A 14,109-nucleotide genomic window follows, 5' to 3' on the forward strand; every position below is an offset into this window, starting at 1 on the left:
TAAGTGGCGGTCAAAATACACCGCAAGGCGTCGATTGTCGCAATCGACCAATCAGGATGCCGGCATCGTCCACGATGTCGGCAATGACCCCGATAGACATCCGCCGGCGATGCTCCGGCAGTGCCGGCCGCTGGCCGGCAACCCACAGATCGGGGGCAATGCCGGCCAGCGGCCGGCACTACCGATACGGGCGTCAGCTCGACAGATGCTCGATCGCCGCCACCTTGCCCAAGCGCTCGCCCAGCATCGTCAGCAGCGCCAGGCGGTTGCCACGCAGTGCCGGATCTTCCGCGTTGACCATCACGCCATCGAAGAACGCGTCGACCTGCGGACGCAGGCGCGCCAGGCGTGCCAGCACCGCCACATAATCCTTCTGGTGCAGGCTGGCGCCGGTGTCATCGATGGCGGCGGTCACCGCTTCGGCCAGCGCGCGCTCGGCATCTTCCTGCAGCAGTGCCGCGTCGATCTGCGCCGGAATCTCGCCCTCGGCCTTGCGCAGGATGTTGCGGATGCGCTTGTTGGCCGCGGCCAGCGCCTCTGCCTCCGGCAGCGCGGCGAAGGTGCCGATCGCATCCAGGCGGCGATCGAAGTCGTACAGCGAGGCCGGCTTCAACTCGGCCACCGCGTTGAAGTGCGTGGCCGGCACGCCCTTGTCGCCGTAGTAGCCCTTCAGGCGGTCGAGGATGAAGTCGTAAAGCTCGCCGACATCGGCCTGCACGTTGCGCGCGGCCAGGCCGGCATTGGCGCTGGCCATCAGCGCGCGCAGGTCCAGTTCGAAGCCGCTTTCGATGATCGTGCGGGCCAGTCCCAGCGCATTGCGGCGCAGCGCGAACGGGTCCTTGTTGCCGGTCGGCTTCAGGCCTGCAGCGAAACCACCGGCCAGCGTATCCACGCGTTCGGCGATGGCCAGCACCTTGCCCAGCGGCGACAGCGCGATGTCGTCACCACCGAAGCGTGGCTGGTAGGCCTCGTCGATGGCCAGCGCCACGTCGGCCGATTCGCCACCGGCCACGGCGTAGTGGCGGCCGGCGATGCCCTGCAATTCCGGGAATTCGTTGACCATGCGCGACTGCAGGTCGTTCTTGGCCAGCTCGGCAGCCCGCTTGGCCTGCGCCGGATCGGCACCGACCTGGGCTGCGATCACTTCGGCCAGTGCGGCCACGCGCGCCACCTTGTCGGCCACGCTGCCCAGCTTGGCCTGGTAGGTCACCGTCTTCAGACCGTCGCCCATCGACACCAGGCCCTGCTTCAGGTCCTCGTCGAAGAAGAACTTGGCATCGGCGAAGCGCGGGCGGATCACCCGCTCGTAGCCCTTGGCCACTTCGGCCACGTCCTTCGATTCGATGTTGGCGATGCCGATGAACTTCTCGGTCAGCGTGCCGGCGGCATCCAGCACCGGGAAGAACTTCTGGTTGATCTCCATTGTCTCGATCAGCGCTTCCTGCGGCACCGCCAGGAACGCGCGTTCGAAGCTGCACAGCACCGCCGACGGCCATTCGACCAGGTTCACCACCTGCTCCAGGTTGTCTTCGGTGATGCGGGCGCTGCCACCGGCCCCGGCTGCGGCGGCCTCGACCTCGGCGACGATGCGCGCCCGTCGCTCGCTCGGGTCGACCAGCACGAACGCGGCGCGCAGCGCTTCAACGTAGTCCTGCGGCTGCGCCAGCGACACGGCCTGGTCGTGGTGGAAACGATGGCCACGGCTGGCGCGGCCGGCCTGCAGGCCGAACAGTTCGGCCTCGACCACGTCGGCGCCGTGCAGCAGCACCAGCCAGTGTGCCGGGCGGGCGAAGCCCCAGGCGTGATCGCCCCAGCGCATCGGCTTGGGAATCGGCATCGCCGCGATCGCCTCGCGCAGGATGTCCGGCAACAGGCTGGCGGTGCTCGCGCCCGGGGTCACCGCGCGGTGCACGAAGCGCTCACCCTTGTTGTCGGTGGTCTTCTCCAGCGCGGTCCAGTCGATCCCGGCCTTGGCGGCGAAGCCCTGCAGGGCCTTGGTCGGCTGGCCTTCGGCATCCAGCGCGATGTTCAGGTACGGGCCCAGCACTTCGCTGTGCTGTTCCGGCTGTTCCAGGCCGACGCCCGGCAGCAGCACGGCCAGCCGGCGCGGGGTCGACAGCGGGCGGGCATCGCCCAGCTCCAGCGCGACGCCACGCTTGCGCAGGCCTTCGACAACGCCGTCGAAGAACGCCTGGGCCAGGCCCGGCAGCGCCTTGACCGGCAGCTCCTCGGTGCCCAGTTCGATCAGCAGGGGGGACAATTGGCTCATCGGTTCGATCCTGTGGTGGGGGCGCAGCGCGCAACGCGTCCGGCGCCCCGGGTAGTTGATGAAAAGCGGGACGGTGCAGGAAGGCGGTCAGGCCTTCTTCGCACCCGGGAAGCCCAGCTTCTCGCGCTGCTCGTAATACGCCTTGGCCACCGCCTGGGCCAGCGCGCGCACGCGCAGGATGTAGCGCTGGCGCTCGGTCACGCTGATCGCGCGGCGCGCATCGAGCAGGTTGAAGGTATGGCTGGCCTTCATCACCTGCTCGTAGGCCGGCAGCGGCAGGCCCACTTCCACCAGCTTCTGCGCTTCACGCTCGCAGGCATCGAAGCGGTGGAACATTTCGTCCACGTCGGCGTATTCGAAGTTGTAGGTGCTCTGCTCCACCTCGTTCTGGTGGTAGACGTCGCCGTAGGTCACCGGCTGGCCGTCCGGGCCGTAGGTCCAGACCAGGTCATAGACGTTGTCGCAGTTCTGCAGGTACATGCACAGGCGCTCGAGACCGTAGGTGATCTCGCCCAGCACCGGGCGGCACTCCAGGCCACCGGCCTGCTGGAAGTAGGTGAACTGGGTCACTTCCATGCCGTTGAGCCAGACTTCCCAGCCCAGGCCCCACGCGCCCAGCGTCGGCGATTCCCAGTTGTCCTCGACGAAGCGCAGGTCGTGCACCAGCGGATCGATGCCCAGTGCCTTCAGCGAATCCAGGTACAGCTGCTGGATGTTGTCCGGCGCCGGCTTCATCGCCACCTGGTACTGGTAGTAGCGCTGCAGGCGGTTCGGGTTCTCGCCGTAGCGGCCGTCGGTCGGGCGCCGCGACGGCTGCACATAGGCCGCGTTCCAGCTTTCCGGACCGATCGCACGCAGGAAGGTGGCCGGGTGGAAGGTACCGGCGCCCACCTCCAGGTCGAGCGGCTGGATGAGCACGCAGCCCTGCTGGGCCCAGAACTGGTTCAGGGTCTGGATCAGGCCCTGGAAGGTGATCGGAACGGTCGGGGTCGCGGACATGCGTACGAGTCTTGGCCGGCAAGGGGGTGCGCTAGTATAACGGCCGACCTGCGGGGCATTCCGTACCCGGGAGGAGCAGGCAGATGGAACATCGGCTGCCGGTGGGCACGCCCGGCGAGCCAGGCGGCGTCCCGCTGCCTGGGGGCCGCCTGCATTTCGAGCAGGTCGGTGCGGCGCTGCTGGCCGACGGCCTGGTCGCCGAGCACGAGGGCGAGCGCATGCGGTTTTCCGCACAGGGCGCGCGCAATGCCAGTGAAGTGCACCCGCTGGTGCTGCTGTCCAACCTCAAGCTGGCCACCCGCGACGGCGGCGAACTGACCCTGGAACGCCTGACCGAATGGCTGGCCCAACGCACCGGCAGCCGCTACCTGCGCATCGATCCGACCCGGGTCGACGTCGCTGCGGTCACCGCGCTGGTCTCCCACGCCTATGCCCGTCGCCACCGCTTCCTGCCGCTGGCAGTGGATGCCGAACGGGTGCTGGTGGCCACCAGCGAGCCGCTGGTGCAGGAATGGCGCCGCGACCTGCAGCACCTGACCCGCCGCCGCATCGAGCTGGCGGTGGTCAATCCGCTCGACCTGCACCGCTACACCATGGAGTTCTACGGGGTGACCCGTTCGGTGCGTGGCGCGCGCGGCGACGTCCGCGGCGAGGCCAACACCACCCTGCCCAGCTTCGAGCAGCTGGTCGAGCTGGGCCGCACCGGCGACGTCAATGCCGACGACCAGCACATCGTGCACATCGTCGACTGGCTGCTGCAGTACGCCTATGAGCAGCGCGCCTCGGACATCCACCTGGAACCGCGCCGCGAGATGGGACGCATGCGCTTCCGCATCGACGGCGTGCTGCACAAGGTGTTCGAGGTGCCGCCGGCGGTGATGACCGCGGTGGTCAGCCGCATCAAGGTACTCGGCCGAATGGACCTGGCCGAGCGCCGGCGCCCGCAGGACGGCCGCATCAAGACCCGCTCGCCGGGTGGCCGCGAGGTCGAGATGCGCCTGTCGACCATGCCCACCGCGTTCGGCGAGAAGTGCGTGATGCGCATCTTCGACCCCGATGCCGCCTTCAAGAGCATCGACCAGCTCGGTTTCAGCCCGCAGGAGGCCGCTGGCTGGAATGCACTGGTTGAGCGCCCGCACGGCATCGTGCTGGTCACCGGCCCGACCGGCTCGGGCAAGACCACCACCCTGTATTCCACGCTGAAGCGGCTGGCCACGCCGGACGTGAACGTGTGCACGGTGGAGGACCCGATCGAGATGATCGCGCCCGAGTTCAACCAGATGCAGGTGCAGGCCAACATCGACCTGGACTTCGCCAGCGGCGTGCGCACCCTGCTGCGGCAGGACCCGGACATCATCATGATCGGCGAGATCCGCGATCTGGAGACCGCGCAGATGGCGGTGCAGGCGTCGCTGACCGGCCATCTGGTGCTGTCCACCCTGCACACCAACGATGCACCGTCGGCGGTCACCCGCCTGCTCGACCTGGGCGTGCCGCACTACCTGCTGGCCAGCACCCTCAACGGCATCCTCGCCCAGCGCCTGGTGCGTACCCTGTGCCCGCACTGCAAGCAGCCGCACACCCTTGGTGCTGCCGACTGGGCGGTGCTCGCTGATAGCCAGGCTGCATATCCAGATGCCGCCACGCCCTGTCGTCCGGTCGGTTGCCTGGAGTGCCGGCGCACCGGATTCCTCGGCCGCATCGGCCTGTATGAGTTGCTGCCATTGGGCTCGCGGCTGCGCGGGCAGATCCGCGCCGACATGGATCTGGCCGGTTTCACCCGTGCCGCGCGCGCTGAAGGGCTGCGAACCCTGCGCCAGGCCGGGCTTGAAAAGGTGGCGCAGGGGCTGACTACAATCGAGGAAGTCCTGTCAGTGCTGCCGCCCCCGGATGAACCCAGCCCCCTTCCTGATCCTTGAAACCGGCCGCCCGGTACCGTCGCTGCGCCGCTACGGGCGCTTTCCGCACTGGATCCGCGTCGCCGCCGGGCTGGAAGAGCACGAGACGGTGGTGGTCGATGTCGAACATGGCGACGCATTGCCCGACCCGCGCGCCTTCGCCGGCGTACTGGTGACCGGCTCGGCCGCCTTCGTTACTGACCACGCCGACTGGAGCGAGCGCAGCGCGGCGTGGCTGCGCCAGACCGTCCACGCCGGCCTGCCGGTGTTCGGCATCTGCTACGGCCACCAGCTGCTGGCGCATGCGCTGGGCGGTGAGGTGGCCTACAATCCGGCCGGGCGCGAGTCCGGCACGATCGAGCTGGAGCTGCAGCCACAGGCGGCACAGGATCCGCTGTTCCAGGGCCTGCCGCAGCACTTTGCCGCCCACGCCACCCACCTGCAGACCGTGCTGCGCGCGCCCGACGGTGCCGAGGTGCTGGCACGCTCGCCGCTGGATGGCTGCCACGCGTTCCGCTGGGGGCGCCAGGCGTGGGGCGTGCAGTTCCACCCCGAATTCGCCACCCACCACATGCGCGGCTACGTGCGCGCCCGCGCCGACTGCATCGGCCGCCACGGCGGCTGCGCGCGCAGCATCGAGCGCGCAGTCAGCGCCGCACCGCTGGCCCGCCAGCTGCTGCGCCGCTTCGTCCGACAGGCGCGGCTGTCTTCAGCCCAGCCGGCGGCAAAACAGGGATAATCAGCGGCACGGGCAACCGCCCGTCCCCTCCTGTCCTTCCCGGATGTCCATGAAAGAGATTCGCAAGCTGCCGGCCTCGGCGGGCGCCCAGTGGTTGCTGGATACGTTCTCGCTGTATCGGCGTGCGCCGCTGCAGCTGGCCCGGATCGGCCTGGCCTGGCTGCTGGTGAGCTGGGTGGTCACCCTGTTGTCGACGCTGATTCCCGGCGCCGCCGGCATGGCCGTGCAGCTGATGACCCTGGCCATCTCGCCGATCATGTTCGGCGGCATGCTCTACGCCGTGGGTGAGATCGACGAAGGCCGCCCGGGCCTGTCCTCGCACCTGCTGCAGCCGATCCGCGACCACCGCGTCAGCCACCTGCTGGTGCCGCTGGCGATCCAGGTGCTGGCGGTGCTGCTGCTGGGCGCGTTGCTGTTCATGATGATCGGCCGCGAAGGCTTCACCGCCTTCAGCGACGTCATGACCAAGATGGAAGAGATCAGCCGCAGTGGCCAGCAGATCAAGCCGGACGATGCCGCGGCGCTGGTCGCCAACCTGCCGGCCAAGCGCATCGCGCTGTGGATGCTGCTGGTGTTCCTGAGCGCGGTGGCGCTCTCGCTGGCGATGTTCACCCAGCCGGCGCTGGTGGTGTTCGACAAGCAGAGCGGCATGCACGCGCTGCGCCTGAGCCTGCAGGGCTGCATCGAGAACATCGGCGCGATGATCGTGTTCGCCGTGCTCGGCCTGATCGCTGCGTTCTGCATCTACATCCTGTTCGTGATCGTGATCCAGATCGCGATGCTGATCGGAGGCCCGCTGGCTGCCGCCTTCATCGCCCAGCTGGTGCTGACCACGGTGCTGATGCCGCTGTATGTCGGCGCGGTCTACGCCGCGTGGAAGCAGATGTTCGTGCACCGTGGCAGCCGCGCGGCGCCGCCGGTCCCGACCACGCCGACCTCGAGCGACGTGTTCCACGCCTGACCGGTCCCACCGGTAGCGCCGGGCCATGCCCGGCGGTGGCATCACATCGCACCCCGCACGCCGGGCATGGCCCGGCGCTACCGCATCACGCGGCGGGTTTCTTCACCGCCGACGATGGCACCAGCCAGCGTGCGGCGTGGATGCCCAGCTCGTAGAGCAGGCACATCGGGATCGCCAGCATCAGCTGCGAAACCACGTCCGGCGGGGTCAGCACCGCCGCCAGCACGAAGATGCCGACGATCGCGTAACCACGGCCTTCCTTGAACTGCTGCGGCGTCACCCAGCCCAGCAGGACCAGGATCACCATCGCCACCGGCAGTTCGAAACTGCCACCGAAGGCGAAGAAGATCGCCAGCACGAAATCCAGGTAGGCATTCGCATCCGGGGTGATCGCGATCACGTCCGGGCTGAAGGTGGTCAGGAAATGGAACACCGCCGGCAGCACCAGGAAGTAAGCGAAGGCACAGCCGGTGTAGAACAGCAGTACCGAAGACACCAGCAGCGGCACCGCCAGGCGCTTCTCACGCGCGTACAGCCCCGGGGCGACGAAGGCCCACAGCTGGTACAGCAGCCACGGCACCGCCACGAACAGGGCCACGAAGAAGGTCAGCTTCAATGGCGCGAAGAAGGCTCCGGCCGGATTGGTCGCGATCATCGTCTGCCCGTTGGGCAGCTGCGAGACCAGCGGTTCGGCCAGCGCGTTGTACAGCTTCTGGGTAAATGGCAGCAGCGCCAGCAGCACCACGCCCAGGCCCAGCAGTGCGCGCACCAGGCGGCCGCGCAGCTCCACCAGATGTTCGACCAGCGAGCTTTCGCCGAAATCCTGTTCACTCATGGCTGGCGCTCCGTGCGCTGCGGCGTCGGAGCACCGGCTTCAGGGGGTGTCGCCGGCGTAGGCTCGGGAGCAACGCTCTCCTGTGCCGGCGCATCGGCATCGGGCGCAGCGCTCATATGCGGCGGCAGATCCGCAGGCGCCGGTGCGCGAACCTCCTGCGCCAGCGTATCGCCCTGCTGCTGCGCCTGCTGCGCTTCGCGACGGATCGCTTCACCGCTGGCGCGCAGCTGGTTCTCGGTGTCCTGCATGCCTTGGCGCACGTCCTGCATCTGCCGCTTGATGTCCTCGGCCTGCAGTTCGCGCTCCAGTTCCTGTTTCACCGAATCCCACTGATTGCGGGCACGGCGCACCCACAGGCCGGCGAAGCGGGCCGCCTTGGGCAGGCGCTCGGGACCGAGCACCACCAGGGCGACCACCGCGATCACCAGCAGTTCGCTGAAGCCGATATCGAACACCGCAACCGCTCCGGATCAGCGAGCGTTACGGTCGTGCTCGTCCTGCGCGGTGCGCGAGGCGTCCTGGCTGCGCGACTCATCGCCCAGCTGCGCGTTCGGCTTGTCTTCGTCGCGCATGCCCTTCTTGAATTCCTTGACCGCCGAGCCGAGGTCCTTGGCGCCACTGGTCAGGCGCTTGGTGCCGAACACCAGCAGGACGATGGCCAGCACGACCAACCAATGCCAGATGCTGAAACTGCCCATAAAGACGCTCGTTACGTTAGTGATCAGGCTGTCGAGCATAGCGCACCGGGTGTTAGCCGGCGCGCGTGACGAAAGTCAGTTTCCGCCCAGCGTTTCCGTGCGGATTTCGCCGTCGTTGACCGGCTGGAAGCCCTGCTGCTGCGGCGGCGGGTTCTGCGGCACGTTCTGCAGCGGCGCGGTGGTGGCTTCGGTTGGGGCGGCCGGCGCTGCCTGAACAGGCGCCGGCGCAACCGCCGGGGTCGCCGCCGGACGCGGTGCACTGCCACCGTTGCCGTTGCGGTTGTTGCGGGCGGCGTAGGTGGCCTCTTCCAGACGATCACGGAAGGCGACCACGTCCATCGACGGCGCACCGGCGGCGCGACCTTCGAAGATCATGCGCGGCGTGGTGTTGCTGCCGTAGGCGTCAAGGTTGGCGGCATCGTCGATCTGCAGCACCGCACCATCCAGCGCGACGCCCGCGAACAGCCCACGGGCACGCGACCAGGACCAGATCTCGGCCTTCAGCTGGCCGTCGGTGGCGGCGGCGGCATTGCGGCCGACCGGACCGGCGGCAACGCCGGCATCGGCGCCGAGCGTGAACTTGCCGTTGACCAGATTGTCCAGGCTGCGGTCGTTGCGGAACACCAGCACCACATCCGAAGATTGCACGCCGGCCTGGAAGCCGATGCTGCCACCGGTTAGCTTCACGAACACCGGGTTGGACCAGGCGCCATTGGGCATGCGCACCGACATCAGGCCGTGGCCACGGCGACCGCCAATGACCAGACCGGCCTTGATCGTGTCGGGAATGACGATGACCGCGCGGCCTTCGTCGAGCAATTTATCCGGAATGCCCTGTTCAGGAATTTCCTGGATTTCAGCCAGCACGCGCACGGCGTTGCGGGCGCGCTGGTCTTCCTGCGGTCCGGCCATGGCCTGGCTGGACAGCAGGCTGGCGGCGATCAGCAGGGCTTGGATCGGGCGACGCATGGCAGGCTCCAGAAGTCAGTCCATAGGAAGATATAGCAAGTGACTGAAATTAGTGGTGTTGCCATGAATCCCCAATGAGCGTTCCCTGCCCGCATTGATGCGCGCTATGCCTGCAATCCGAACCCTGCATCCCGGTGCGGCGCCGGATAGGCGACAATACCGCCCATGCTCGACGCACCCGATACCGCCGTGCTGGCGGTCAACCTAGGCACGCCCGAGACGCCGACGGCCCCCGCCGTACGCCGTTACCTGGCCGAATTCCTGTCCGACCCGCGCGTGGTCGCGATTCCGGCACTGCTCTGGCAGCCGCTGCTGCGCGGGCTGATCCTGCCGCTGCGAAGCGGCCGGTCGGCGGCAAAGTACGCCCAGGTCTGGCTGCCCGACGGCTCACCGCTGATGGTGCATACGCGCCAGCTGGCGCAGGCCATGCAGGCCCTGCTGCCGACCCTGACGGTGCGCCATGCGATGCGCTATGGCGAACCGGCGCTGGCCGGCGAGCTCGACCGTCTGGCCGCCGACGGCGCGCGCCGGATCGTCGTGCTGCCGTTGTACCCGCAGTACTCCACCACCACCACCGCCTCGGTCGAAGACCGCGTCGATGCGTGGCAGCGCCGCAACCCGGGCGTGACCGTGAGCCTGGTGCGGGATTACTCGGTCGATCCCGGCTGGGTCGAGGCCGTAGCCGGCTCGATCCGCCGCTACTGGGAACAGCACGGTCGCGGTCAGAAACTGATGTTCTCCTTCCATGGTATCCCGCAGCGCCTGGCCGACGCGGGCGACCCGTATCCGCAGCGCTGCGAGGCCAGTGCGCAGGCCATCGCCAATGCACTGGGCCTGGACAAGGACGACTGGCAGATGGGTTACCAGTCGCGCTTCGGCCGCGAGCGCTGGTTGCAGCCGTATGCCGAGCCCAGCCTGTGGGCGCTGGCCGAATCCGGCGTGAAGCAGATCGACGTGGTCTGCCCCGGATTCGCCACCGACTGCCTGGAAACGTTGGAAGAGGTCGCGCTGGGCTTCACCGAAACACTGGCCGAGCGCGGTGCGACGATGCGCTACATCCCCTGCCTCAACGCCGAGCCGGAGCATGCACGCGCCCTGGCACGGCTGGCCGTGTCCTCGCTGGCATGAGCCTGCAACCGTTTGAATTCCAGGTCGGGGGCGCACGCGTCGCCGGCCTGCGCAACCACGGCGGCGGCCCACGCGTGCTGGCCCTGCATGGCTGGCTCGACAACGCCGCCAGCTTCGTGCCGCTGGCGCCGCACCTGTCGGCGTTGCAGCTGGTTGCCATCGATCTGCCCGGCCACGGTCACAGCGCGCACCTGCCGGCGGGTGCCAGCTACACCACGGCCGCCGCGATCTGCCACGTACTCGATGTGGCCGACGCGCTGGGCTGGGACCGATTCAGCCTGCTCGGCCATTCAATGGGTGCCGGCATCGCCAGTCTCACCGCCTCGGTCAGCGACCGTGTCGATCGGCTGGTGGCGATCGAAGCACTCGGCGGCCTGCGCGGTCCCGAGGAAGAAACGGCGCATCGCCTGCGCGAGCATGTGAACGCCACGCGGGCGTTGGCACGCAAGCAGCTGCGCGTGTTTCCCGATCTGGCAGCGCCGATCCGCGCGCGGATGATGACCAACCAGCTCAGCGAACCCTGCGCACGGCTGCTGGTCGAGCGCGGCGTGGAACCGGTCGAAGGTGGCTACCGCTGGTGCAGCGACCCGCGCCTGATGCTGCCCACCGCGATCCGCCTCAGCGAAGGCCAGATCGACAACCTGCTGCAGGCCATCGCCTGCCCGACGCAGGTGATCTATGCCACGCCGGCACAGTCCTACTACCCCGAGCCGATGCGCAGCGATCGCCTGCAGCACCTGCGTGATGGACGGCTGGCCGTGTTTCCCGGCAACCACCACCTGCATATGGAAGACCCGGCACGCATCGCCCCGGTGATCCTGCGCTTCTTCAGCAACGACAACGCCGACTGAGTCGCAGCGTCCGCGCACTTCATTCTGCGCAGTTGCGGCCGATACATCGGTTGCGGGCCACTGCGTCCGCAGCACGTGGGCCCGGTCGGGCCTGCGGCGTGTGTCTGGTCCTGCAAGGAAGTCCGCATGCCCGCTCCATTGCTCCGTCACCCACAGGATGTGGTCACGGCGCCCCGTCTGCGCGACGTTGATTGCGTCGCATTCCCCGAATTCCCGGTCCATGCCCTGGCCACGCACTCGTGCGTGCGTCACCGTGTGGCCGTTGTCGTCTGCTGATCCAGGAGTCGCCGATGTCCGCTGCATCCACTCGTCCCCCCGATACCGCCCGCCTGCCGCATCTGCAGCAGCTCGCCCACCGCGCTGACCGCCGATTGCTGATCGGCAGTGCGGCACTGGCGGTGGCCGGCCTGGTGCTGGCCCTGCGGGGTCCGCAGCTGCAGGCCGCCGCGTTGGTGGCCGTCGCCGTGCTGCCAGCCGCGTGGTTCGGCGGACCGCAGGCGGGCCGGGCCGTCGCCCGCAACGGCTTGGCATTGCTGTTGTCGCTGCAGCTGGCCGTGTTGTGCGCGATCGCCGGCCTGTCACCGGCGTTGCCGATTGCCCTGCTGCTGGGCGTGCTGCTGGGCCACCGCGATCGCCTTCCGGTGTGGCTGGCCGGTGGCGTCGGCACGCTCGCGCTGCTGGCACCGCTGCAGGCGGGCGCTGCCGCGTGGCCAACGCTGCTGCAGGCCGGCATGTTCGCGGGCCTGACCTTGTTCCTCGGCCAGGTCGCACTGCGCCTTCGGCAGCAGACCGAGGCCCTTGGCCACGGCCCGCGTCGGCTTGCCGCGCTGGCACGCGACATTGCCACCGGTGCCGATCTTGGTGCACATGCCGACACCAGCGCCTATGCACCGGGTTCACTCGCCCACGCCCTGGCCGACACTGCACGCCACGTGCAGGCCCAGCGTGGTCTCGAGGCGGCGGCCCATGCCGAGAACGCGCAGATCCGCCAGGCGCTGGATGCCTCGCGGACCGCGATGATGATCGCTGACAACGACCACGTGATCCGCTATGTGAACCGCTCGGTGGTAGCCCTGCTGCGCAACCAGCAGGCGACGCTGCGACAGGCCTTCCCCGATTTCGATGCCGAACGCCTGGTCGGCAGCAGCATCCATCGTTTCCATGCCAACCCGGACCGTATCCGCGCCATCCTCAACGGCCTGCAGGCCAGCCACAACGGCAAGGTACAGATCGGCCCGGTGCACTTCGCCCAGGTGGTCACCCCGGTGTTCGACGCACAGGGCATGCGCCTGGGCTTCGCCGTGGAATGGCATGACCGTACCCAGGAGCTGGCGCTTGAGAACGCCGTGGCCGGCATCGTCGCTGCTGCCGCTGCCGGCGATCTGGGCCAGCGCCTGCAGGCGACCGAAGGCGCCAGCTTCCTCGATGGCCTGACCGGTGGCATCAACCAGCTGCTCGATACGCTGGGCAGCACCGTCGATGAAGTACGGCAGATGCTTTCGGCGCTGGCCAACGGCGATCTCGATCGGCGCATGCGCGGTGAGTACCACGGTGCCTTCGCCGCGATCCAGCGCGATGCCAACGCCACCGCCGGCCAGCTGGCGCGCATGGTGGGCCGCATCCAGCAGTGCGCAGCCTCGATCAGTACCGCCGCCAGCGAGATCGCTGCAGGCAATGGTGCGCTGTCCGAGCGCAGCGAGCGCCAGGCGGCGCACCTGCAGGAAACCGCAGCCTCGATGGAGGAGCTGACCGCCACCGTGCGCCAGAATGCTGCGCATGCGCGCGAGGCCAGTGAGCTGGCTGCGTCCACGCAGAGCGCCGCCAGTGATGGCAACACCGCGATGCAGCGGGTTGTCGACACCATGCAGGCGATTGAAGGCGCCTCGAAGCGGATCGGCGACATCACCGGCGTGATCGACGGGATCGCCTTCCAGACCAATATCCTCGCGCTCAATGCGGCGGTGGAAGCCGCGCGTGCCGGTGAACAGGGTCGTGGCTTCGCCGTGGTGGCCAGCGAGGTGCGCGTGTTGGCGCAGCGTTCTGCCGCCGCCGCACAGGAAATCAAGAAGCTGATCGATGAGGCAAGCCGGCAGGTGGGCGAAGGTGCCCAGCTGGTGGCCGACGCCGGCAAGCGGATGCAGGGCATTGTCGGCGGCGTGGAGAATGTCAGCCACCTGATGCGCGAAATTTCCGCAGCGTCGCAGGAGCAGTCGACCGGCATCGAGCAGATCAACCAGACCGTGGTGCAGATGGATCAGGCCACGCAGCAGAACGCGGCGCTGGTGGAAGAAGCCACCGCGGCCGCACGCGAGCTGCAGTCGCAGGCGGGGACGCTTACCGAGGCGGTATCGGTGTTCCACCAGCAGGAACCGCACGAGGTCCCGCGGGCCGCCTGATCCGGGCCTGCAATGCGATCCTGGTCAAGACGGCGCCCGCAGGGCGCCGTTCTTTTGCCTGCTTTTGCGTGATGGGTCAGGAAAAGTCCGCTTCCGGACCTGCCGTGAGGAGCGGCCAACCTTGGTTGGCGCAATGCTTCCTCGTGGACGGCATCCACGCATGGCGTGGATCTACCGGGCGATGTAACGCCATCGGGTTGCCGGCCAGCGGTCGGCACTACCCACGTTTCCTGCGCACAAAGAAAAACCCCGCTGCGTCAGCAGCGGGGTTTTGGGTGTAAACCCTGGCGATGACCTACTCTCGCATGGCTTGAGCCACACTACCATCGGCGCAGCTGCGTTTCACTTCCGAGTTCGGGATGGGAT

Annotated in this window: 12 protein-coding genes; 6 read left to right on the forward strand and 6 right to left on the reverse strand. The window is 68.2% G+C overall.

The window, feature by feature from the left end:
• Nucleotides 1–193: 193 nt before the first annotated feature.
• Together glyS and glyQ are read right to left on the reverse strand one after the other, a co-directional pair.
• Nucleotides 194–2,269, reverse strand: coding sequence for a glycine--tRNA ligase subunit beta (gene glyS, locus AB839_RS20010; RefSeq protein WP_061480667.1), 2,076 nt, complete (start codon nucleotides 2,267–2,269; stop codon nucleotides 194–196).
• 87 nt (nucleotides 2,270–2,356) lie between these two features.
• On the reverse strand, nucleotides 2,357–3,268 hold the full coding sequence (gene glyQ, locus AB839_RS20015) for a glycine--tRNA ligase subunit alpha (protein WP_049412007.1): 912 nt from the start codon (nucleotides 3,266–3,268) through the stop codon (nucleotides 2,357–2,359).
• Nucleotides 3,269–3,351: 83 nt separating this feature from the next.
• On the opposite strand from glyQ, the gene AB839_RS20020 reads away from it, so the two are divergent.
• The 3 genes from AB839_RS20020 to AB839_RS20030 are packed head-to-tail and all read left to right on the forward strand — an operon-like array spanning nucleotide 3,352 to nucleotide 6,866.
• The gene (locus tag AB839_RS20020) at nucleotides 3,352–5,187 is read left to right on the forward strand and encodes a GspE/PulE family protein (protein ID WP_061480668.1); all 1,836 of its coding nucleotides are present in this window, start codon (nucleotides 3,352–3,354) and stop codon (nucleotides 5,185–5,187) included.
• Nucleotides 5,159–5,905, forward strand: a complete 747-nt coding sequence (locus AB839_RS20025; RefSeq protein WP_061480669.1) for a glutamine amidotransferase — start codon at nucleotides 5,159–5,161, stop codon at nucleotides 5,903–5,905. The genes AB839_RS20020 and AB839_RS20025 overlap by 29 nt, the downstream gene beginning before the upstream one ends.
• A 49-nt stretch (nucleotides 5,906–5,954) precedes the next feature.
• Complete coding sequence (locus AB839_RS20030) at nucleotides 5,955–6,866, forward strand: BPSS1780 family membrane protein (protein WP_061480670.1); 912 nt, start codon at nucleotides 5,955–5,957, stop codon at nucleotides 6,864–6,866.
• Nucleotides 6,867–6,951: 85 nt separating this feature from the next.
• Here AB839_RS20030 and tatC read toward each other — a convergent pair whose 3' ends face one another.
• The 4 genes from tatC to AB839_RS20050 all read right to left on the reverse strand — a co-directional run bounded on the left by tatC (nucleotide 6,952) and on the right by AB839_RS20050 (nucleotide 9,368).
• The gene (gene tatC / locus AB839_RS20035) at nucleotides 6,952–7,701 is read right to left on the reverse strand and encodes a twin-arginine translocase subunit TatC (RefSeq protein WP_005420449.1); all 750 of its coding nucleotides are present in this window, start codon (nucleotides 7,699–7,701) and stop codon (nucleotides 6,952–6,954) included.
• Complete coding sequence (gene tatB, locus AB839_RS20040; RefSeq protein WP_061480671.1) at nucleotides 7,698–8,156, reverse strand: Sec-independent protein translocase protein TatB; 459 nt, start codon at nucleotides 8,154–8,156, stop codon at nucleotides 7,698–7,700. Before tatB ends, tatC begins: the two co-directional genes overlap by 4 nt.
• Before the next feature lie 15 nt (nucleotides 8,157–8,171).
• A complete protein-coding gene (gene tatA / locus AB839_RS20045; protein ID WP_005420453.1) occupies nucleotides 8,172–8,399 on the reverse strand; it encodes a Sec-independent protein translocase subunit TatA in 228 nt (75 codons plus the stop codon).
• Nucleotides 8,400–8,474: 75 nt separating this feature from the next.
• Nucleotides 8,475–9,368, reverse strand: a complete 894-nt coding sequence (locus AB839_RS20050; RefSeq protein ID WP_061480672.1) for a YSC84-related protein — start codon at nucleotides 9,366–9,368, stop codon at nucleotides 8,475–8,477.
• Nucleotides 9,369–9,533: 165 nt separating this feature from the next.
• Here AB839_RS20050 and hemH point away from each other — a divergent pair, with 165 nt between their 5' ends.
• The 3 genes from hemH to AB839_RS20065 all read left to right on the forward strand — a co-directional run bounded on the left by hemH (nucleotide 9,534) and on the right by AB839_RS20065 (nucleotide 13,743).
• Entirely contained in the window at nucleotides 9,534–10,496 is a 963-nt protein-coding gene (gene hemH / locus AB839_RS20055; protein ID WP_049411985.1) for a ferrochelatase, read from the forward strand.
• Nucleotides 10,493–11,347, forward strand: coding sequence for an alpha/beta hydrolase (locus AB839_RS20060; protein WP_061480673.1), 855 nt, complete (start codon nucleotides 10,493–10,495; stop codon nucleotides 11,345–11,347). Before hemH ends, AB839_RS20060 begins: the two co-directional genes overlap by 4 nt.
• Before the next feature lie 290 nt (nucleotides 11,348–11,637).
• Nucleotides 11,638–13,743, forward strand: a complete 2,106-nt coding sequence (locus AB839_RS20065) for a methyl-accepting chemotaxis protein (RefSeq protein WP_061480674.1) — start codon at nucleotides 11,638–11,640, stop codon at nucleotides 13,741–13,743.
• The last annotated feature ends 366 nt before the right edge of the window (nucleotides 13,744–14,109 follow it).

It is taken from the genome of Stenotrophomonas sp. DDT-1, from assembly GCF_001580555.1.
GTDB lineage: Bacteria > Pseudomonadota > Gammaproteobacteria > Xanthomonadales > Xanthomonadaceae > Stenotrophomonas > Stenotrophomonas sepilia.

What these genes read in the sequence shown, in the direction of transcription:
- tatA (WP_005420453.1), bottom strand. Translation starts at nt 8,399, where the DNA reads ATGGGCAGTTTCAGCATCTGGCATTGGTTGGTCGTGCTGGCCATCGTC.
- AB839_RS20060 (WP_061480673.1), top strand. Translation starts at nt 10,493, where the DNA reads ATGAGCCTGCAACCGTTTGAATTCCAGGTCGGGGGCGCACGCGTCGCC.
- AB839_RS20050 (WP_061480672.1), bottom strand. Translation starts at nt 9,368, where the DNA reads ATGCGTCGCCCGATCCAAGCCCTGCTGATCGCCGCCAGCCTGCTGTCC.
- glyQ (WP_049412007.1), bottom strand. Translation starts at nt 3,268, where the DNA reads ATGTCCGCGACCCCGACCGTTCCGATCACCTTCCAGGGCCTGATCCAG.
- AB839_RS20020 (WP_061480668.1), top strand. Translation starts at nt 3,352, where the DNA reads ATGGAACATCGGCTGCCGGTGGGCACGCCCGGCGAGCCAGGCGGCGTC.
- tatC (WP_005420449.1), bottom strand. Translation starts at nt 7,701, where the DNA reads ATGAGTGAACAGGATTTCGGCGAAAGCTCGCTGGTCGAACATCTGGTG.
- glyS (WP_061480667.1), bottom strand. Translation starts at nt 2,269, where the DNA reads ATGAGCCAATTGTCCCCCCTGCTGATCGAACTGGGCACCGAGGAGCTG.
- hemH (WP_049411985.1), top strand. Translation starts at nt 9,534, where the DNA reads ATGCTCGACGCACCCGATACCGCCGTGCTGGCGGTCAACCTAGGCACG.
- AB839_RS20025 (WP_061480669.1), top strand. Translation starts at nt 5,159, where the DNA reads ATGAACCCAGCCCCCTTCCTGATCCTTGAAACCGGCCGCCCGGTACCG.
- AB839_RS20065 (WP_061480674.1), top strand. Translation starts at nt 11,638, where the DNA reads ATGTCCGCTGCATCCACTCGTCCCCCCGATACCGCCCGCCTGCCGCAT.
- AB839_RS20030 (WP_061480670.1), top strand. Translation starts at nt 5,955, where the DNA reads ATGAAAGAGATTCGCAAGCTGCCGGCCTCGGCGGGCGCCCAGTGGTTG.